This is a genomic window from Natrinema sp. CBA1119 (assembly GCF_002572525.1).
Lineage (GTDB): Archaea > Halobacteriota > Halobacteria > Halobacteriales > Natrialbaceae > Natrinema.
In genome coordinates this window covers 3,492,765-3,511,751 of record NZ_PDBS01000001.1, presented here as the reverse complement: position 1 = coordinate 3,511,751, position 18,987 = coordinate 3,492,765, and the positions used below count along the sequence as shown (strand labels likewise).

Genomic DNA, 18,987 nt, shown 5'->3' with positions numbered 1-18,987 from the left:
GCAGTCGGCGACCGTCCCGTCGGTCAGCGGTTCAACGTGTGTATCGCCTGTCCGAGCGCATTCTCGCAGGCCTCCATGACCGCTTCCGAGAGCGTCGGATGCATATGGACGGTACCGGCGACGTCCTCGAGGCTCAGTCCCGTCTCCACCGCCAGCCCGAGTTCGCCGATCAGTTCGGAGGCCTCAGGGCCGACGATCTGTGCGCCCAAGAGCCGGCCGCCGTCCTCCTCGGCGACGACACGAACGAACCCATCCGTCTCCGTCAGCGTGAGCGCCCGGCCGCTGGCGTCGAACGAGAACTCGCCGACGACCGGCGAGTGGCCGGCATCGCTCGCTTCCGACTCCGTCAGGCCGACAGTGGCGATTTCCGGATCGACGAACACCGCCGTCGGAATCGCGGCGTCACGCAGTGCAGCGTCGCCGCCCAACGCGACCTCCGCGGCGACGAGCCCCTCCGCGATCGCCGTGTGTGCGAGCATCGGTTCGCCGGCGACGTCGCCGACCGCGAAGACGTGATCGCGGGTCGTCCGCATTCGATCGTCGGTCTCGAGGAACCCGCCGTCGTTCGGTTCCACCCCGACTGCCTCGAGGGCGAGCGTGTCGGAGACGGGTTCCCGACCGATCGCCACGAGCAACTTGTCCGCGGTCGTCTCGAAACTGCTCCCGGACGCGCCGTCCGTGTGGAGGGTGACGCTCCCGTCGTCCGTTCGGGACCACTCGGACGCGACCTGCCCGAACCGGAAGTCGACGCCGAGGGATTCGGCTCGTTCCCTGACCGGTTGCGTGAGATCCGCTTCGTAGCCCGGTAACACGTCGTATTCCATCTCGATAACCGTCACGTCCGTCCCGAGCGCCGCGAACACCGTCGAGAGCTCCATCCCGATGTATCCCGCGCCGACGACGACCAGCGAACTGGGCGCCGTCTCGAGCGCCAGCGCTTGCCGGGAGTTCAGGATCGGCGTGGCATTGAACGGAAATCCGGGGATCTCCATCGGGCGGCTCCCGGTCGCGACGATCGCGTTTTCGAACTCGAGGCCCACAGTCGCGCCGTCCCTAGGGTCGATCTCGACGGTGTGGTCGGCCGTAAAACGCGCCGTTCCCTCCCGCACCGTCACGCCGTTTGCTTCACAGAGGTTCTCGACGCCGCCCGTGAGCCGGTCGACGACGTCATCCTTCCAGTCGATCAGTTCGCCGACATCGACGAACGGCTCCGCGTAGATCCCCATCTGTGACGCCGACTCGAGGTCGGTAACGAGGTTTGAGGCGGTCAACAACGCCTTCGAGGGGATACAGCCGTGATTGAGACAGGTGCCGCCGACCCCGTCTCGATCGACGAGCGTGACATCGTGGCCGCGCTGAGCGGCGCGGATCGCAGCGGTGTAGCCGCCCGGTCCCCCGCCGATCACGAGAACATCAGTCGCTACCATGCGAGGGAAATCGGTCGGGCCGCTTATAGTGATTTGTGGTCGGTTCCCGCTCGTGCCGCCGATCCCGCCGGTCGCCGAGTAACTGTCTTGGGTATCGATTTTAGTTGCTATTGGTTCGATATTGGAAGACATTGGGCCTTGTTTAGACGCGTAAATTCACGGTTGTGAGTGGCTGACGCTGAGTTCGATGTTTCTGACAGCGCATTTCAGCACGAGTTCGCGGAACTGACCAAACCACGTTCGAGCGCGAACGATCTCGCCGTATTTTCGGCGTAACGCGAAAAATATGGATTCTGCGTTCGAGCGTTGATGGTAGATCGTATCATCTTGCAGAAGGTTGTTAGCGATGCCGTGCCAGCCAAATTCGCGGTGCTTGATCACCGGTTTGACGCCTTCAGCTCGTAATCTTTGGCGAAGCAGCCACCAGTCGTAGCCTTTGTCGGCTGTAAGAATGTTCAGTTTGTCGAGGTTCCGTTTGACCATCTGCCAACCGATTTTCGAATCATGCGGTTGTTTCATCGAACAATGTATATCGAGGATCACACCAGTCTTGCAATCACTGAGGAGCGTCGTTTTCACCGCCTCGAACGTGTAATTCGTGCGTTTTGCGTAGTGTTGGCTGGCAGCTATCCGGTCCATGCCGGTTGCGTCAATCGCCTGGACATCGCCGAGATCGTGCAACTCCGCCGACAACCGCAGCAGGACGCGCCAGATTCGCATTTTAAGATCCTGCTTGCGCGTACACACGGTCGTGAAATCAGGCAGTTCAGCCACCGCTAGACCGAGTTTCTCAACAATTCCATGCATCTCGTGAAGCACGTCCAGCAGCCGCCGATACGTGTGATCAAGGTACTCGCGGAGGCCGTGAATTGCCACGATCACCCAGTCTGCGTAGCCATTTTCACCTTCTTCGAACGCTGGATCCGGCTCGCCGACGACGGCTTTTTGAGCAAGCGACACAACCCGATCAGTGAAGCGGGCGAGTTTGCTGGACACAAACTCCTCTTCCCGCTTCACTTCCTAGTAAGTTAGACATTTAGCCGCTCTTACTAGCGTCTAAACACGGCCAAGACATTGTACAGAACAAACGGAATTCGTTATTACATTTCGGCTAGTGGAGAGATTGTGTTCGAAACCAACCCCAGAGGTGGGGAATGACAGCAACAGTCGGCCTGAAAGGTCGAGTCGGGCTGGACCGCGGTTCGCCGACCCAGAACTTACTTAGCCACATTTTCCGTACTATCGACGATGACAGTAGAACGGAGGTTCGATGATCGCTATGGGAGATAACGACCGGTATCTAGAGCGACTCGTCGATGAGGAAGCGTTGCGACGCTACCTCGAAGGAAGCCTCGGTGAACCAGCCCACTTCACGGTACTGCGCCACGACGAGGGCCACTCGAACGAAACGCTGTTCGTCGAGTGGGACGACCGCGAGTTCGTGATACGCCGGCCACCGGCCGGGGAAACCGCGGATACCGCTCACGACGTGCTCCGCGAATACCGGACGATCGACGCGCTCCAGGAGACTGCCGTCCCGGTTCCCAAAACTGTCCTGGCATGTACCGACGACTCGATCATCGGGAGCGAATTCTACGTCATGGTCCGCGAGGACGGCGACGTCCTTCGGAACGACGAGATCGAGCGGTTCGCGACGCCTGAGCACCGGACCGACATCGGCACGGAACTGGTCGATGCGCTCGCCCGAATCCACGCGATCGATTACGAGGCCGTCGGACTCGGTGACTTCGGTCGCCCCGCCGGGTTCACGGAACGGCAGGTCGACCGGTGGCACCGGCAACTCGAGTGGGCGTTCGAAGTGACGGAATCGGAGCGCGCCGTTCCGGAGCTCGAGACCGTGGGCGACTGGCTGCGGGACAACGTCCCGTCCGATCACGCACACGCCCTAGTTCACGGGGACTACAAACTCGACAATGTGCTCTTCGAACCGGGCGTGCCGCCGCGGCTGGGCGCGATCTTCGACTGGGAGCTGTCGACGCTCGGCGATCCGCTGACCGATCTCGGATGGATGCTGCTCTTCTGGCACGATCCGTCAGATCCCGGACCCGCGATGCCCGAGTTGATGAGCACGTTCATGGCTCGCGACGGATATCCGACTCGCGACGAACTCGTCGACAGATACGAACGGCAAACGGGTGTGGCGTTCGAGAATCGCCGCTTCTACCAGGTGCTGGCGGCGTACAAGATGGCCGGACTCGGCGAGATGTTCTTCCGGCGGTATCTTGAGGGGAACTCAGCCGATCCGCTGTACCCCGCGATGGAAGACGGCGTGCCGCGTCTCGCCGAACAGACGCTCGCGGTTATCGACGGGGACCAACAGCTGTGAGCTGGCCGCTCGGTAGCCTGTTCATCACTCGTACTGATCCTCAAGTGAACCGATAGTACTCCAATATAAATATTTTTTCTTGGTGTAAATATATTAATTGGAACTGGATAGGAGTATTATAGGTATCTATAATAGTGTTCTCTGCTTTGATTTGGCACGAATGCCATTCACTGGCAACAGAGAGATATGAGTGAGTCAACACGACCATCGCAAAGGGGGGAAGCGACTGGATCATCGGCTACGCCACGGGCGATTATACACAAGAAAATCCTCGATCTTGCGGAAGAACGACCTAATACGACCATCACGGAACTCGCAGAAATAGTCAACGGGGCATCGGCGGATCTGGTAGAACACGTTCTAGAGGAGTATGGCGATCCGGCACGGGTCTCCGAGAAAGACGGGGGAGATCCGGCAGAAGAGCTTCCGAGAGAGACGGGGAACGACTCAAACGGTGAAATGGAGCAGAAATTGACAGACACTGATTTAGCGACACAGGAGAGAGAACTACAGGAGAAACCGGCAATCGACCCCGAACGGATACCTGAAAAGCAACGAGAAATTCTCCGGGCAATTTACGAGAAACCGGAAAAAACGCAGAAGGAGATCGCTGAACAGTTCGATGTGAGTAGCGCGACGATCTGTCGACGAATAAACGACGTGGAGGAATTCGAGTGGAATAATCGTCACGAGTTCGTCGAACGAATATTCGGACCCGACAAACCGACGGAGAGCGAGGAAATGGCAAATGAGACATTCGAGATCGGAGCGAGGAGTGACACTACTGAAATTCGCAAACGGGTCCAACGGATCGAAGAACGTCTAGAAGAGCAACCGCAATCACGCCCCGTCTTCGGAGATCCCGTTCTCGTTCACAAGGTCGTTCACGCCTGCATGCACTCGGGTCAAATCTCCGAAGAGGAAGAGTTGAGAATACTGAGAGGCCTGATCGGAGACGAGTCGAATACTGACTGAACGCCATCGGAAACGACGACCGTCTCTCAGCGGTAGATCGACCGGATCGGTTTGTGAGGAACACGCTACGAGTGGTGAGCACTCGTCTTTCGCTAAGCTTTCCACCTCGGATGCGAGTGGTAAGAGAGTTCAGTAGCCATCTCGTGAGACTGTCGAATATCGTCCTCTTCTCGAAGTAGTTGTGTGATTAATCGGACGGTGTTTCGGGAGTCGGAAGTGAAAACGACCATCGCTGTTCATAGTACGACCGGCGATCAGATCGATCTGCTCACCGTTCGATCGGTGCGAGGGGTGATTCGTAACCGGCGAGACGTTGCTATTTCGTATTTGTCCCGTGGATTTCACACAAGGTGAAAATTTCTAACCCAATATCATGGCATTTCCAAACGTTTATAAGATATAATACGCTTTGAATGCGTGCTGCTATCTACCCACATGGAACAGCGTATGACGCGGTGTTTCCATCAGGTTGATAGCGCGAAATAATCATGATTGGAAGACGACTCGCCACCACGGAAGAGCTCATCGTCCTCGTCAGTCCCGACAGCGACGAGGAACTCGCGACTATCGAAGAGTGGGGACGAACGCGAAGCATTTCTGTCAACGCGGTCGACGTCGGCAACGATATCGACTCGATCTACGAGCCAGGCACCGAATATCTCGGCGTCACGCTCGGCGGCGACGGGACATACCTCGAGGGAGTTCGGCAGTTCAGTCCCAAAGAGATACCGATTCTCGGGGTCAACGCCGGCAGTCTCGCGTTCCTCGCGAGCATCTCGCCGACCGATCTCACCGCCGCCCTCACGGAAGCAGTCTCCGGGAAGGCGACGATCGATCAGCGACAGCAACTGCAGGTCACTGCGGATGGCGTCGACTGTACGGGTATCAACGACGTGATGATCGAACACGTCCCGCCCGAGAACCCGGTCGACCGAAAGATCACGCGGCTGGAAGTGTACGCTGACGACGAGTTCATCGGTGAATACGAAGGAAACGGGCTCGCAGTATCGACGCCGACGGGTTCGACTGGCGTCTCGCTATCGGCCGGCGGCCCCATCCACTATCCGAAGAACAACACTTCGCTGCAGGTCGTCCCGCTTCACACCCATCGACTCGGCGTGCGGCCCCTCATCGTCGATGCGGGGACGACCCTTCAAGTCGTCTCCGAAGGGCCAGCGAACCTGCTCGTCGACGGTGGTCGTGCCCAGACGAGGCTCGGGGAAGCGGATGTCGTCACGATAGAGGGGGCAGGAACGGCAGCCCACGTCGTCAATACGAGCTACGACGACGACTTCTTTACCTCGGTTTCCGAAAAGCTGGGGTGGAGCGTCCGCGAAGACCGGGACGACACCGGATCCAGTGACGTGGGAACTCGAACCGACGGAACTCACGACGAGCAACCGTTCTTGGAGCGAGCGAAGCAAGCGGCGATGGACGCTGCCCGAGCAGCGGGGCCCGCACTTCGGGAACTCCATGGACAGACCGAATCGATCGAATTTAAGTCGGACAAGTCGGACATCGTCACCGAGGCCGACTATAAGTCCGAGAACATCATCACAACGGTCCTCGAGAGCGAATTCCCCGATCACGGAATCCGATCCGAAGAGGACGTCCAACGGGACGGCTCGAGCGAGTACACGTGGTCGGTCGATCCCCTCGACGGTACCGGTAATTTCGCGCACGGGAACCCAAACTACTCCATCTCGATCGCGCTGCTCGAAAACGAAACCCCCGTCGTGGGGGTCGTGTACGCGCCCGAAACCGACGAGATGTTCAGCGCGATCAGCGGCGAGGAGGCGATGCTCAACGGTACACCCCTTACCACGACCGAGCGAACGTCCCTCGACGAGTGTATGCTACTCTCCGGATACGATCCGGACGGAACGTTCTTGTCCCACAGTTACCACGAAGCCCGAGGCGTTCGTCGGCTCGGCTCTGCTGCACTAAACCTCTGTTATCTCGCAGCCGGCAGCGCGGACGCCGTCTGGGAGTATGATACCTATCCCTGGGATGTCAACGCAGGGCTGGTCATCGCTTGCACGGCAGGGGCGACCGTAACGACGGCCGACGGCACTCAGTACGAGCCAAACGTCGGCCTCGACACGCGAAACGAACTGCTCGGATCGAACGGTCCACTGCACGAGACGCTACTCTCGCATCTGCAGGGAGCCGATGCGCTCCGCTCGACGGCTACGGGTCTGACCGACTGAGCCGCGTTTTCCTCGTCGCTTCGATTCGTGTGACGGTCGCGGCCGTCTGAAGCGGAGACCGAACGGGTCCAGACGAGCCGAATAACGTGACGTTCTCGAGACTCCTAGCGAAACACCGCCTCCCGTAACTGGCGTACGGATGGCGGAGCCCGAGTGAGTACCGCCGGTTACGAAAAAGTGAGCTGGAAAGCGACGGCGCCGTCCGAACGCGGTTCAGACCCGTTCGATGATCGTTGCGACACCCTGGCCGAATCCGATACACATCGTCGACAGCGCGGTATCCTGGCCCGTGCGCTCGAGTTCGTGGGCGAGTTTGGTCAGCAACATCGCGCCGGTCGCGCCCAGCGGGTGACCGTGGGCGATCGCCCCGCCGTTGACGTTGACGTTCTCCCAGGACGCGCCCGACTCCTCGAGCCACGCGCCGACGACCGACGCGAACGCCTCGTTGACCTCAAAGAGATCGATATCGCCGACAGTCATATCCGCCTTCTCGAGGACCTGTTCGGTTGCCGGAATCGGGCCCTTGAGCATCGTCACCGGATCGACGCCGACGACCTCCGTCTGCCGAATACGGGCCATCGGGTCCCAGCCGTGTTCCGCAGCGGCTTCCTCGCTCGCGATGAGCAAGGCGGACGATCCGTCGACGATTCCGGAGGAGTTCCCGGGATGGTGGAACCCGTCCCCTTCCTCACGGAACGACAGCGGCAGGTTCGAAAGCGTCTCGAGATCGGTTCCCGGTCGGGGATGTTCGTCTTGCTCCACGACGACGTCATCCCCGTCGAGTTCGGTCTCGACAGGAATTACCTGATCGTCGTAGCGTCCCTCGTCCCAGGCCCGCTTCCAGCGCTGCTGGGAATCGACGGCGATCTCGTCGAGTTCCGTTCGGGAGAGATCCCACTCTTCGGCGATGCGTTCGGCACCCTCGCCCTGATTCGTCCGTTCGTCGAAATGCTCGAAGTACGTGTCCGTGAGGCTGTCCGAGTTCGCGTCGGATCCCATCGGAACGCGAGTCATGTGCTCGACGCCGCCCGCGATGAGGACGTCGTGTTGGTCGGCCATGACGTTTGCAGCCGCAAAGTTAGTCGCTTGCTGACCGGAACCACACATTCGGTTGAGTTGGACGCCCGGAACGATATCGCCCCAGCCCGCGACCATCGGTGCGAGCCGACCGACGTTCAGTCCCTGTTCGTCGACCGGGCTCACGCACCCGTAGATGACGTCTTCGATCGTCTCCGGGTCGAACCCGTTCCGTTCTCGGAGCGCCTTAAGCGGCTCCGCAGCGAGATCCTGTGGATGCGTATCGCGGAACGATCCATCTCGTTTCCCGAACGGAGTTCGCACTGCGTCAACAATGACAGCGTTTTTCATTGGCATGTGTCACATTATCATCGAGCTATTAATAGCTTTGTCTACGGCAGCGATCAAATTGGGAGTCTATCACTTTCGAACGGTTAGTCGACGACGTCGAACCGCGACGAACGGACTACCACTTTGAGAGGAACTAAGGGGACGGATGTTGATTGGCGATCATGCGCGAGATAGGAAGCGGCAACGTACTTGTGGAGATCGACGAACACCGTGCCGATATCGTTCTAAATCGACCGGAGAAGCGCAACGCGATGAACGAGGCCCTGCTGACCGACCTGAAGCAGGCGATTACCGAAGTGGATTCGGACGAGAGCGTTCGCGCGATCACGTTACTCGGTGAGGGTCCAGTATTCTGTGCCGGGATGGACCTCGAAATGATGCGTGACCGGGGAGAGCAAGCCCAGCAACGGGAATCACGCAGTACTGGCTCCCAGGGAGATCTACTCGGGGATGTCGTCGACGCAATCGAAACGGCTCGCGTCCCAACCGTCGTTGGGATCAAACGAGCCGCGCCCGCTGGAGCGTTCGAACTGTCCCTCCCCGCGGACTTCCGGATCATCTCGGAAGATGCACAGTACGGCGTTATCGAGGTGAAACTCGGTACGTTCCCGCACGGTGGCGCGACACAGCGGCTCCCTCGCATGATCGGACTGGCAAAAGCCAAAGAGCTGGTCCTCAGCGGGGAGTTCATCGACCCTGAAGAAGCTAAGCAAATCGGGCTAGTAAACGAGGTATGCGATGCGGAAGTCGTCGACGACCGTGCTCGTGAGCTCGCGGACGATCTCGCCGAGAACGCGCCACTTGGCATGGAGCGGGCCCGCAAAGCGCTCAACGCTGCCTTGGAAACCCCACTCGACGAGGGACTCGCTTACGAAAACGCCCTCGGGAAACAACTCGACGACACACACGACTACACGGAAGGGTTCACGGCGCGCCTCGAGGATCGCGAACCCGAGTTCGAAGGCCGGTAACGCAGCGAAATTATCCCCCGTATTCGGTTCCGAGAACGTCCGAGTAGCTGCCCGTTCGATACGGGTGGGAGACATCGTGTAGTGCCGAATTGCCGGCTCGCTGTGGTCGTTCCAAGCGGGCTCGCCTTTCCCGTTTCGTCGGTTACGTGCACCGGGAAGAAACCAATAAGGAGAACGAGACCCTGTTAGAACGAGAAGAGGTCGATGCCGCCGGTCACGCCGATGACCTGTCCAGTCACGTACGACGCCTGCTCCGAACTGAGATAGGCAATCATGTTCGCAACGTCGTCCTCACTACCGAGGCGTCGCATCGGTGTTGCCTCCGCGATTCGGGCGAAGTACTCGTCGACGTTTTCGCGGAGTTCGTCTGGCGTCATATCGGACCACTGATCGACGACGATGTTCGGAGCGATGACGTTCGATGTGACTCCGGACTGTGCGCCTTCGAGCGCCATCGTCTTTCCGACGCCGAGCATCGCCGCTTTCGTCGCCGAGTACGAGAATTGGCCGAACCCGCCGTACCAGCCGGCCATCGACGACATGTTGATGACGCGACCCCAACCGCGGTCACACATCTTCGGGAAGACCTCTTTGCTGATGTTGTACGTTCCGGTCAGGTTAATCTCGACGTCCCGATCCCAGGTCTCATCGTCGAAGTCGGCGATGCGGTTGCGCGCGTCCACCATCGCGGCGTTGTTGATGAGAATGTCGACGCCGCCGAACTCGTCTCGAACGGCGTCCATCGATTCCTGTACGTCGTCCCTGTCGGTCAAATCACAAAGCAGCGGGATGGCGTCTCCTCCGCCTGCCGTTTCGTTTACCTCTTCGGCGACTTCGGAGGCACCGTCTTCGTCGACGTCGAGGACGACGACGTTTGCGCCCTCTTCCGCGAGCGTTCGACAATCTGCGCTTCCGATTCGTCCGGCACCGCCGGTAACGACGGCGGTTCTGTCGTTGATACCTAAATCCATCGCAATTTGTTAGTATTTGTCGTCCATAATAACGATTCCCCTTTTCGAAGGAGGACAACCGTTCGACTCCGTGCACCGATTGGAATAGTACTACGACTGAACACGAACGGTCAGGGGTGAAGATCAGGGGTAATAACGAGAGTTTCATCCGTGTGAGAGCGAACCATAACAAGGATCTTGCCTTGTTTTCACATACCATCAAACATGCATCGGCAAATAGATAACACCCTTAGGATATTATGTACATCTATGAAGTGAGCAGATTAATATTGTGTATGGGATAATTATGTCGCAGACCCCATACGATCGATACCAGGCCGTCGGCAAACGGCCTCGATACCGATACCAACTACTGGACGGTCGGTCGATCAGCTACTGCCGTTGCCTGACGGATCCGTTTTTCAGGGTCGCCCTACCGGATTCTTTTGCCTCTAATCGAAATTTATCTACTGGGGTTTCCATACTGGACGTATGAACGACGCTGATCAGACTGTCGGTTCGGACCGCGATGCGAAGATACATCGACTAGAGTTTTCCGTCGACTGGCGACCCGGCCACGCGGCGGCGTATTTGATAGCCGACGACGAGCCGATTCTCATCGACGCGGGGACGCCAGGCGAACGCGGCTCGGAGGAATTGCGTGCGGAACTAGCCGACCACGGATACGTACCGGCCGACATCGAGCACGTCGTGCTCACGCACGGCCATACGGATCACGTCGGCCAGACGCGGACGCTCCATGAGGCAGGATCGCCGGTGATCTACGCGCCGAAACGAATGCGAGAACGATACGAACGGGACATGGAAACGGTCACCGAGCGAACGCGGGCGAACCTCCTCGAGAACGGCCTCGAACCTCGTCGTCTGGAGTCCGCCAGCGAACGATTGCTCGTCGCCCATCGGGTCGTTCGCGAATCCCTTCCCGAAGAAGCAGTCGACGTCTGGGTCGACGACGACCCTCTCACTGTTGGCGGACGCGAATTGGAACCGATCTACGCCCCGGGCCATCACATCAGTCACGTCTGTTTCGGGACGATGCTCGACGGCGACCGAGTGATTTTCTCCGGCGACATGGCGATACGACCGTTTCGCGCACCATCGCTGCTCGTTAACTTCGACGACGGCGTAAGGGATAGCGTGCGGCAGTTCCGTTCCTCGCTAGACCGACTCAAAACCTACGACTTCGATCAGGTATACCCCGGACATGGGCCGGTACACGATCAGTATCAGGAGTGTCTCGACCGATCGATAACGGACCTCGAGAACAAATGCGAGCAATGCCTCGAACGGATCGAATCCAGCCGAACCACGGCCTTTCAAATCGCCGTAGAGAGAGCGGGAACGAAACGGGAGATCAGCCGAATCTTCGCGGAAACCGTCGGCCTCGTCGGATATCTCGAACACCACGGCCAAGTACAGAGCGCCGTCGAGGACGGCATTCGGTACTACAGACGAACCTGAACGGAAGAACATCCCGGTGACCATCCGAGATAAATAACTTGGCGAGGCGGATCAATCGCCCAGTTTCGACTTCGGCCGGATGAGTCCGAAGTCCCGGTTCTCATAGGCCAACAATCCACGGATAGCAACGACCACGGTAGCCTGAAGCAGCGTCGGACCCCACGTTCCGGCCGCCGAGAGCACCAGGGAGTCCGCGCGATGTGGCAGCGAGATCCCGTTGCGGCCGTTGAATCCAGTCGTTGCGACGGTGAGTGGCGTGATACTCACGAAGAAGAACACACCGTGAGTGGCGTCGCTGGAAACGACCAGTACGGGATACTATCGTTCGGTATGACCGCGACGGGGGAGTCTCTCTATGCGCGTGTAACGAATAGAGGATCTCTTGTACAACGCTTCCTCTTCGGCGTCTATTCAATCATTCTGACGACTTTCCTAATGCCGCTGCTTCGACTGGCGGAGGGATTTCCGAAGCGAAACTACCCATTTTAGTAACAACTGCAACTAGTTACACACTGGTCGCACAGTCCGCGGTTCTCGCTCGCGGTGGTCGCTCACGGCTCGCTTCGCTCGCCGTTCGCATCCCCGCGGTTCTCGCTCACTCCGTTCGCTCCGAACCGCGCTCGCTCCGAACCGCGCTACTGTCGTGCGATCAGGTGTGCAGTGACTTGCAGTGGCTACTATAGTTGTCCCGACTCATCGTCTGACCCCGAAAAGCGGTGTGAAACGGCCCAGGAACTGCTTTGCGGCCGTCATACGCCGTAAAACACCGATCCCCCGCGAACCGAGCTGTGTAACGGCAGTGCAACCGGAACGCGATACGCGTAACTATTATCCCGGTATGTGTGGTGCATGAACGCATGAATGGGCTTACAGTCGGCTATCTGGCCGAACGAAACGGGCGGAAGTATCCCGAGCGAGAAGCGGCGATTCACCGAACGGAAAACGGACGCGTAACGGAATACACGTTCGCGGAATTCGACGACCGAACGAACCGAATCGCGAACGGCTTGCGGGAACGCGGCGTCGACGAGGGGGACACCGTCGCGCTGTATATGAAGAACAACGTCGAGACGCTCGAGGTCTTCCTCGCCGTGATGAAACTCGGCGCGCTTCCGGTCCCGATTAACCACCGATTCAAAGGCGAGGAGGTGATATACGTGCTCGAGGACAGCAATCCTCAAACGGCAATCGTGGACGAGTTCGGAGCTGACACGATCGCCGATATTCACGATCATCCCGACGTTCCCGTCGAGACGTTCCTGTACGTTGGCGAGGAAGCGCCGTCGTTCGCCGTCGATTACGAGACGGTCGTGACGAACGCGTCGGATGCGCCGGTCGATATCGTTCCCGGACGGAACGACGACGCAGCCTTGATGTACACGAGCGGAACGACCGGAAAGCCGAAAGGGTGCATCTTCACGCACGACAATCTGATCACGCTTGCGGCCGACGGCGTCTACGAGGGGGACCACATTGAGCAGGGGAACCGTCACATGATCATAACCCCGCTGTTTCACGTCGGCGCGTTTGTTCCGTTCATCACGAATTTCTACGCTGGCGGAACGACGATCGTCGTCGATGGATTCGACCCAGAGCAAGTTCTCGATTACATCGAAGCGGAGTCGATCAATTCGTCGTACTTCGTCCCGACACAGAGTCGGCAACTGCTCGCGGTCGACGGTCTCGAAGAGTACGACTTCTCGAGTTTCGAGAGCTATGGAACCGGAGCGGCGCCGTCGGGCCCGGAGCTCAAACGCGATATCATCGAGACGTTCGAGACGGATCTCGTCGAGAGCTTCGGACAGACGGAAGCGCTGTCGACGCGCCTTCCGCCGGATCGGACGATCGACAAGGCGGAGAGCGTGGGGCGACCCGCCCTCAACCTCGAAATGAAAGTCGTCGATTCGGACGGGAGTCGCGTCCCGCGCGGTGAGATCGGGCGCGCGGGCTACAAGGGTCCGTCAGTGTTCGCGGGCTATCACGGTATGCCCGAGAAGACGGCCGAGGTCTTCGACGAGGACGGCTGGTTCATTTCGGACGACCTCATCCGGCGGGACGAAGAGGGGTTCGTGTACTTCGTCGGCCGTGCGGACGATATGATCGTTTCCGGCGGCGAAAACATTCACCCGACGGAAATCGAAGAGGTATTGCACGAACACCCGGCGGTAGACGAAGTGGCAATCGTCGGCGTTCCGGACGAAACGTGGGGTGAACGCGTCAAAGCTGCCATCGTTCCACGCGAGGAGACCTCCGATCTCGACAAGGAGGAGATCGTCTCGTACGTCGAAGAGCGGATTGCGAGCTACAAGAAACCGCGCGAAGTCGAGTTCCGAACGGCGCTTCCGCGAAATCCGACGGGAAAAGTGCTGAAAGGCAAGCTCAAGTGACCGCTCGAGCGAGCAGTTACGAGAGCAGGCGTCCGATCACCTCGATGAGGTTTCGATCCGTCCAAACCCGCGGGACTGATCGTTCCGTACCCCGCAGTCGACCCAGTAGCGGGGGCAGAACGCTACTCGCCTCGAGACACCGTGTGCGGACGACTACACATTTAAGGGCATGAATACCAATATCACGGACGAATGGGAGTAAACAATACATGAGTGAAAACGACCAGACGTACTTCGACCGACTCGTCGATCTCGACGCGCTCGAAGCGTTTTTCGAAGAACACATCGGTCCGTCGGACCGATTCGACGTTGATCGACACCCGGGAGGGCATTCCAACGAAACGTTGTTCGTTACGTGGGGTGATCGAGACCTCGTAATCCGGCGTCCGCCGCCGGGCGAAACCGCCGACACCGCACACGACGTAATTCGCGAGTACACGGTACTCGAGGCGCTCCAGGGGACGGACGTGCCGGTTCCGACGACGGTGGTTGCCAGCGAGAACGAGGACGTTATCGGCTCCGAGTTCTACGTGATGGAGCGGATGGAAGGGACCGTAATTCGGGACGACGAACCCGATCGATTCGGGCAACCGGAGTATCGACGGCGAGTGGGAGAGGAGATGATCGATACGCTGGCGTCCATCCACACCGTCGATTACGAAGCCATCGGTCTCGACGAATTCGGTCATCCCGACGGCTTTACGCAGCGGCAAGTCGACCGATGGCAGCAACAGTACGAGTGGGCGTTCGAGGCCACCACCGAGGAACGCTCCATCCCCGAAGTACGCGAAGTGACCGAGTGGCTTCAGGACCACGTCCCGTCGAATCCACCGCAGACGCTCGTACACGGCGACTATAAACTGGATAACGTGATGTTCGGTCCGGAACTGCCCCCGACAATCACGGCGGTTTTGGACTGGGAGATGTCGACGCTCGGTGATCCGTTTACGGACCTCGGCTGGTTACTCTCGTACTGGCCAGACCAGGGTGACGAAACGACCACTGTCGGCACCGCCGGCGATGCCGCCTATCTCCTCCAGGACGGATATCGGACCCGAGAGACGCTCGTCGAACGGTACGAGTCGGCGACGGGATTCAGTTTCGAGAACGACCGCTTCTATCGCGCGCTCGCGTACTACAAACTTGGTGCGATCGGTGAGATGTTCTTCCGGCGCCACATAGAAGGGAACGCCGACGACGAGCACTATCCGATAATGGAGCAACGCGTTCCCGAACTCGCCGAGCGAGCACTCCACGTGATCAACGACGACGAGTGAGAATCCCCCCGCGACGACCAACGGTTCGGGCGTCCACACACATCGCCGGCACAAATATTTAATTGGGACTGTCTCGTTACAGCAACCATGTCAAACAGCGTCGAAATCGACCTGACACTGTCGCCCGGGCGCCACGACACGCTGGACGAATTGGCCGCCGTCGCCCAGCGGGCCGAAACGCTCGGCTTCGAAACCCTGAGTTTCGGGGAGGTAACGGGATGGGATAGCATCGCCCTCCTTACGATACTCGCCGACCGAACCGACGACATCCGCATTTCCGACGAGGTAATCGGCCCGTACTCCAGATCGCCGAGCCAAATCGCACAGGCCGCAGGATCGATACAGACGCACGCAGACGGACGCTTTCGGCTAGGGATCGGAACTAGTTCGCCAGCTATCGTCGAGGGGTGGCACGGGCTCGATTTCGACCGGCCGTTACGGAGGCTACGGGAAACGATCGAGATCGTCGACATGGCGACTGCCGGCGAGAGCGTCGACTACGACGGCGAGATATTCGAACTCGACGGCATGTCCCTCGAGCTACCCACCCCGATAGAGATACCGATCGACGTTGCCGCGCTCGGCCCGAAAGGCGTGGAACTCGCAGGGCGGTTCGCAGACGGGTGGGTCCCGCAGCTGTTTACGCCGGACGGACTCGAACGACGGATGGAGGACCTCCGTCGAGGCGCCGAAATGGCCAACCGGGATCCGGAATCGCTGCGTACCTCGGTTCTACTCCGAGCGTGTGCGCTCGAGGACGGCGACCGGGCTAGGGCCCTCGGTCGACAACACGTCGCGTTCATGATATCCGTCTACGGGCCGTTCTATCGCCGGTCGATCGCAGAGCAGGGATACCAGGAGATGGTCGAAGAGGTACGGAGTCGCTGGTTCGATGGGGATCGCGAGGCAGCTATGGAGGCCATCAATGCGGAGGTCCTCGACGGGCTCGTCGCCTGTGGGACGCCCGAAGAGGTGAATGCAGTCATCGATGATTTCGCCGCTGTTGATGGGTGCGATGCCGTTCGAATCGGCTGGCTTGGTCCCGCGGAAGACGATGCGATCGACGCGACCATGGAGGCCGTTGCGCCGTCCGATCGCTGAGACGATTCGTCGGCTTCTCGGACCGACTACCATCCGGCTGCTTCGCGTCTGGAACCGGGCTCAGTCGCTGACAGCGGTACTATTAACTGTGTGTCGGTAGTGGAATCAATTGGCAATGACTGACATCAAGATTGACACCAGTGTCAAGGGGCTATCGTCGGAATCAGCGGAGTTGGCCAGCCAAGCCGAAGATTTCGGCTTCGATGGCGTCTTTACGCCCGAAACCGACGAAGACCCCTTCCTGCCGCTGCCACTCATAGCCGAAAGAACTGAGGATATAAATATCGGAACGCGGATCGCGACCGCATTCACGCGATCGCCGATGGTGATGGCGTACATGGCCTGGGACCTACAGCGGTTCTCCGACGGGCAAATGATACTCGGCCTCGGAACTCAGGTAAAAGGACACAACGAACGGCGGTTTTCGGTCGATTTCGACTGGGAAAAACCGGGGCCGCGGCTCCGTGAAGAAGTCCTCGCACTGCGTCACATCTTCGATGTCTTTCAGGGTAACGAGGACGAACTCGATTTCGACGGCGACTTCTATCAGTTCTCACTGATGACCGAGGAATTCAATCCCGGCCCGCTCGAGTCGGGGCCGCCGAAGATTTGGGTGGCGGGAGTAAACGAGTACATGCTCAAGATGGCGGGCGATGTCGCCGACGGGCTCTGCATGCACGCCTTCAACACGCCGAAGTACACCGAGGAAGTCATCAAGCCGTTGATCGAGACGGGCGCCGAAATCGGCGACCGCGACCCCAATAACGTAACGCTGTCCGCCAGCCCCTTCCTGATTACCGGCGAAACCGAAGACGAACGTGAAGCGATGAGACAGGAGGCGAAACAACGGATCGCGTTTTACGGGTCGACCAGGACGTACCACGACGTCCTCGAGATCCACGGCTGGAAAGACATCGGAATGGAACTCCACGAACTCTCGAAAGACGGTCAGTGGGAGGAAATGACTGAACTCGTTACTGCCGACATGGTCGATGCGTTCGCGATCGAGGCCCCACCGGACGAGCTCGCGGACGAAATCCTCGACAAGTACGGCGGCATCGCGGACCGAATCCAGTTGGCCTTTGACGGGAGCGAGTACTGGAACGAGGTTCTCATGGAACTGAAGTCGTGACTCGGTAGAGTAAGACCCCTATCGTCCATACGGACAACACCGGAACGGAGGAATCCGGCCCGCTGGTCCGCCATTACACTCCTGCGAAATCGCTCGCGTGCTACTCACTGACAGCGGCGGCCGCGCCTTTAGTTATGTGTTGATATGTTCCACAACCTTTATACTCGACCCTGAAAAGTAGATGTCGATGGCAAACGCTAACCAGCGACAACCAGTGTCACGGCGGCGAGTACTTCAATCGGGTGCAGTCATCAGTGGGATGGCAGTCACGGGTTGCCTCGGCGGCGGCGGCGGTGAAAACACGCTTACGTACATCAGTCGTGGCGGGGTCACTCAGGAAGCCGAACGACAAGTGATGGATCAGTGGGCCGAAGAGAATGGAAAGCAGATCACCCACCAGTCGGCCGCTGACGATACCGAGATAATGGAACTGATATCGAACAATCCCGGGGCGTTCGATTTCACTAACCTGGTCCCGTCCGCGTTCGCACAGCACTCGCTCGTCTACGACGAGGAGTTGTTCACCGAGTTGGATTACGGAGAAGTTCCGAACTACGATAATATCAAAGAGTCGTGGAAAAATGCGCCGTTCCTCGAGGGACACGACTACGGACTCTTCTACTACAACAATTCACAGGGAATCGCATACAATACGGATCACGTGGAGCCGACGTCGTGGGAAGACCTGCAAGGATCGGAGTACAACGACGTTCTCTCGATGCACAATAACGCCACGACGAGGTTCTGCAACAATTGCGCGATGATGGGAATTTCCCCGTCGGAAGCGCTTAGCGACGACGAAACGTTCCAGAGTGTCTGGGACGAACAGCGAAATTTCCACGACAATATTTTCAAATACTGGACCGCAGGCGACGAGTTTCCCCGTCTGTTGCGGGAAGAGCAAGCACACGCCGTCGAAGGCTGGGGCGGCCGGACGGAAAATCTGGTCGATGACGGGCTCCCGATGGACTACGTCATCCCCGAGGAGGGGTGTCTCACCTATTCGACGGGGTGGACCATGATCGATGAAAGCGAGAACAAAGACGACGTGTACGACCTCTTCAATTACATGTATGAACGCGAGAACGCAGTCGAACTGACGCTGGGGCACGGATATCCCGTTCAGCTCAAAGACCCGCCGGAGGAGATCACGAACCGATACGATTACACCGAATCTGCCGACGACGTGATCTGGCTCGACTGGGAAAGTATCATCCCGGCAATGCCTGATCTCGAGCAGGCGTTCGCGGAACTGAAAGGAGAGTAAGGAAGACGTCTCGGTGTTACGTCTCGAACGGTGCGTCAGGAACGGTACCCGCGAGGCCCTCTGTTGCCGCCGGATAAAAATAGGTCGCAGTGA

15 protein-coding genes are annotated in these 18,987 nt (G+C 58.8%); 10 read left to right on the top strand and 5 right to left on the bottom strand.

From position 1 onward, the window contains the following. Positions 1–23 precede the first annotated feature (23 nt). Complete coding sequence (lpdA, locus tag CP556_RS17330; RefSeq protein ID WP_098726746.1) at positions 24–1,427, bottom strand: dihydrolipoyl dehydrogenase; 1,404 nt, start codon at positions 1,425–1,427, stop codon at positions 24–26. Between the two features lie 156 nt (positions 1,428–1,583). Beyond that, positions 1,584–2,444 (bottom strand): IS5 family transposase, encoded by an 861-nt coding sequence (locus CP556_RS17325; RefSeq protein WP_098726514.1) that lies wholly within the window; start codon positions 2,442–2,444, stop codon positions 1,584–1,586. A 262-nt stretch (positions 2,445–2,706) separates the two neighbouring features. On the opposite strand from CP556_RS17325, the gene CP556_RS17320 reads away from it, so the two are divergent. The 3 genes from CP556_RS17320 (at position 2,707) to CP556_RS17310 (ending at position 6,959) form a co-directional block, all read left to right on the top strand. Next, positions 2,707–3,774: a phosphotransferase family protein gene (locus CP556_RS17320; protein WP_098726745.1), complete on the top strand. Its 1,068-nt coding sequence runs from the start codon at positions 2,707–2,709 to the stop codon at positions 3,772–3,774. 186 nt (positions 3,775–3,960) lie between these two features. Continuing rightward, entirely contained in the window at positions 3,961–4,749 is a 789-nt protein-coding gene (locus tag CP556_RS17315; protein ID WP_098726744.1) for a winged helix-turn-helix domain-containing protein, read from the top strand. 488 nt (positions 4,750–5,237) lie between these two features. Continuing rightward, the gene (locus CP556_RS17310) at positions 5,238–6,959 is read left to right on the top strand and encodes an NAD(+)/NADH kinase (protein WP_098726743.1); all 1,722 of its coding nucleotides are present in this window, start codon (positions 5,238–5,240) and stop codon (positions 6,957–6,959) included. Positions 6,960–7,172: 213 nt separating this feature from the next. Here CP556_RS17310 and CP556_RS17305 read toward each other — a convergent pair whose 3' ends face one another. Further along, a complete protein-coding gene (locus tag CP556_RS17305) occupies positions 7,173–8,327 on the bottom strand; it encodes a thiolase family protein (protein ID WP_098726742.1) in 1,155 nt (384 codons plus the stop codon). A gap of 161 nt (positions 8,328–8,488) precedes the next feature. Here CP556_RS17305 and CP556_RS17300 point away from each other — a divergent pair, with 161 nt between their 5' ends. Then, positions 8,489–9,298 carry an enoyl-CoA hydratase/isomerase family protein gene (locus tag CP556_RS17300; protein WP_098726741.1) on the top strand — a complete coding sequence of 270 codons (810 nt, stop codon included), beginning with the start codon at positions 8,489–8,491 and terminating at the stop codon, positions 9,296–9,298. Positions 9,299–9,483: 185 nt separating this feature from the next. Here the strand turns inward: CP556_RS17300 and CP556_RS17295 are convergent, their stop codons facing one another. Further along, positions 9,484–10,269, bottom strand: coding sequence for an SDR family NAD(P)-dependent oxidoreductase (locus CP556_RS17295; RefSeq protein WP_098726740.1), 786 nt, complete (start codon positions 10,267–10,269; stop codon positions 9,484–9,486). A gap of 471 nt (positions 10,270–10,740) precedes the next feature. Here CP556_RS17295 and CP556_RS17290 point away from each other — a divergent pair, with 471 nt between their 5' ends. Beyond that, positions 10,741–11,730, top strand: coding sequence for an MBL fold metallo-hydrolase (locus tag CP556_RS17290; protein ID WP_098726739.1), 990 nt, complete (start codon positions 10,741–10,743; stop codon positions 11,728–11,730). Between the two features lie 51 nt (positions 11,731–11,781). On the opposite strand, the gene CP556_RS17285 is transcribed toward CP556_RS17290, so the two are convergent. Further along, positions 11,782–11,997, bottom strand: a complete 216-nt coding sequence (locus CP556_RS17285; protein WP_141551704.1) for a hypothetical protein — start codon at positions 11,995–11,997, stop codon at positions 11,782–11,784. Between the two features lie 590 nt (positions 11,998–12,587). Here CP556_RS17285 and CP556_RS17280 point away from each other — a divergent pair. From CP556_RS17280 to CP556_RS17260, 5 genes are all read left to right on the top strand, one after another. Then, complete coding sequence (locus CP556_RS17280; protein WP_098726737.1) at positions 12,588–14,117, top strand: class I adenylate-forming enzyme family protein; 1,530 nt, start codon at positions 12,588–12,590, stop codon at positions 14,115–14,117. 209 nt (positions 14,118–14,326) lie between these two features. Further along, positions 14,327–15,394: a phosphotransferase family protein gene (locus CP556_RS17275; RefSeq protein ID WP_098726736.1), complete on the top strand. Its 1,068-nt coding sequence runs from the start codon at positions 14,327–14,329 to the stop codon at positions 15,392–15,394. Positions 15,395–15,481: 87 nt separating this feature from the next. Beyond that, the gene (locus tag CP556_RS17270; RefSeq protein WP_098726735.1) at positions 15,482–16,495 is read left to right on the top strand and encodes a TIGR04024 family LLM class F420-dependent oxidoreductase; all 1,014 of its coding nucleotides are present in this window, start codon (positions 15,482–15,484) and stop codon (positions 16,493–16,495) included. Between the two features lie 115 nt (positions 16,496–16,610). Next, complete coding sequence (locus CP556_RS17265) at positions 16,611–17,627, top strand: TIGR03617 family F420-dependent LLM class oxidoreductase (protein WP_098726734.1); 1,017 nt, start codon at positions 16,611–16,613, stop codon at positions 17,625–17,627. 187 nt (positions 17,628–17,814) lie between these two features. After that, positions 17,815–18,894 (top strand): ABC transporter substrate-binding protein, encoded by a 1,080-nt coding sequence (locus CP556_RS17260; RefSeq protein WP_098727462.1) that lies wholly within the window; start codon positions 17,815–17,817, stop codon positions 18,892–18,894. Positions 18,895–18,987 lie beyond the last annotated feature (93 nt).

Coding starts and splice junctions, on each gene's coding strand:
- CP556_RS17280 (WP_098726737.1), top strand. CDS start 12,588: ATGAATGGGCTTACAGTCGGCTATCTGGCCGAACGAAACGGGCGGAAG.
- CP556_RS17300 (WP_098726741.1), top strand. CDS start 8,489: ATGCGCGAGATAGGAAGCGGCAACGTACTTGTGGAGATCGACGAACAC.
- CP556_RS17275 (WP_098726736.1), top strand. CDS start 14,327: ATGAGTGAAAACGACCAGACGTACTTCGACCGACTCGTCGATCTCGAC.
- CP556_RS17305 (WP_098726742.1), bottom strand. CDS start 8,327: ATGAAAAACGCTGTCATTGTTGACGCAGTGCGAACTCCGTTCGGGAAA.
- CP556_RS17320 (WP_098726745.1), top strand. CDS start 2,707: ATGGGAGATAACGACCGGTATCTAGAGCGACTCGTCGATGAGGAAGCG.
- CP556_RS17295 (WP_098726740.1), bottom strand. CDS start 10,269: ATGGATTTAGGTATCAACGACAGAACCGCCGTCGTTACCGGCGGTGCC.
- CP556_RS17265 (WP_098726734.1), top strand. CDS start 16,611: ATGACTGACATCAAGATTGACACCAGTGTCAAGGGGCTATCGTCGGAA.
- CP556_RS17270 (WP_098726735.1), top strand. CDS start 15,482: ATGTCAAACAGCGTCGAAATCGACCTGACACTGTCGCCCGGGCGCCAC.
- CP556_RS17310 (WP_098726743.1), top strand. CDS start 5,238: ATGATTGGAAGACGACTCGCCACCACGGAAGAGCTCATCGTCCTCGTC.
- CP556_RS17260 (WP_098727462.1), top strand. CDS start 17,815: ATGGCAAACGCTAACCAGCGACAACCAGTGTCACGGCGGCGAGTACTT.
- lpdA (WP_098726746.1), bottom strand. CDS start 1,427: ATGGTAGCGACTGATGTTCTCGTGATCGGCGGGGGACCGGGCGGCTAC.
- CP556_RS17315 (WP_098726744.1), top strand. CDS start 3,961: ATGAGTGAGTCAACACGACCATCGCAAAGGGGGGAAGCGACTGGATCA.
- CP556_RS17290 (WP_098726739.1), top strand. CDS start 10,741: ATGAACGACGCTGATCAGACTGTCGGTTCGGACCGCGATGCGAAGATA.